This is a genomic window from Candidatus Frankia nodulisporulans, from assembly GCF_902806475.1.
GTDB lineage: Bacteria > Actinomycetota > Actinomycetes > Frankiales > Frankiaceae > Frankia > Frankia umida.
In genome coordinates this window covers 1-1,019 of record NZ_CADCWS010000502.1, presented here as the reverse complement: position 1 = coordinate 1,019, position 1,019 = coordinate 1, and the positions used below count along the sequence as shown (strand labels likewise).

1 pseudogene is annotated in these 1,019 nt (G+C 75.1%); it reads right to left on the bottom strand.

The window, feature by feature from the left end:
• Positions 1-1,019: pseudogene (locus G6R24_RS23490) on the bottom strand (FxSxx-COOH system tetratricopeptide repeat protein); the annotation flags it as partial.

The following is a 1,019-nucleotide window of genomic DNA, read 5'->3' as shown; positions in this document are numbered from 1 at the left end:
GTGTCCGCCAGCAGCTCGCGGAATCCGTCGGGTTCGGCGACGCCGGTCTGGGCCAGGTGGCCGGCGGCGGTGGTGGCATGGGGGGTGAGGGTGGCGTAGGCAGGCCAGTCCCCCGGATTGTCTGGGTCGCCGGGGTGGGCGGTGGCGAGAAGGTCCAGTGCGCCGCTGACCGCGCTGGCTGTCTGGGTGGGGGTGAGGCGGGCGCGGAGCAGGGCCTGGACCAGGCGGTGTATCCGCCACCGGCCCGCGGCCGCACCCGGCCCGGGGCTGGTGGGGGTGTCCGGGTCGGTGCCGGTGGTGGCCAGGGCGAGGCGGCGGATCGCGGCGAGCATGCCATAGGCCGCCTGCGCCTCCCCGACGACGAGCGCGCCGTCGTCGGGGAGGCTGGTGCTGGTCAGTGGGATGGGGTCGGGGGCGAGGAAGGCCAGCTGGTCGAGCAGCCGGGCGGCCTGCGGGTGCAGGGCGGCGAGTCGGTCGGCGGCCAGAGTGACGGTGCGGGTGAGTCCGGGGTGGTGCAGGGTGTCGTCGTCGAGGAGCACCGCCGGGGTGGCGGCGAGTTCGGTGAGGTAGACGCCGACGGGCATGGTGGTGTCGGCGAGGTAGGCGCCGGCCTGTTCCACGGCCAACGGCAGATCCCCCACCGCCTCGGCCACCCGCCGCACCTCGGTGTCGGTCAGAGTCGGAACATGGCGGCGTAGCAGCGCGGCGGTTTCCGGCCGGGTGAACTCGCCGACCTCGACCAGCTCGACGCCGACCCGGCGGACCGCGGGATCCCGGCTGGTCACCAGCAGCCGCCCCGAGCCCGGGGGCAGCAGACCGGCCAGGGTCTGCGGGTCGGGAATGTTGTCGTAGACCAGCAGCCAGTCCTGCCGGCGACCCAGCGCCACCAGCGCCGCCCGGGCCCGCGCGGGCACATCCCCCTCGCCGACCCCCAACACCCCGGCAAGCTCGGCCAGGCCGGTTTCCAAACCGGTCGGGGTTTCCGCGTCGACCCACCACACCAGATCCAGACCGGCCGC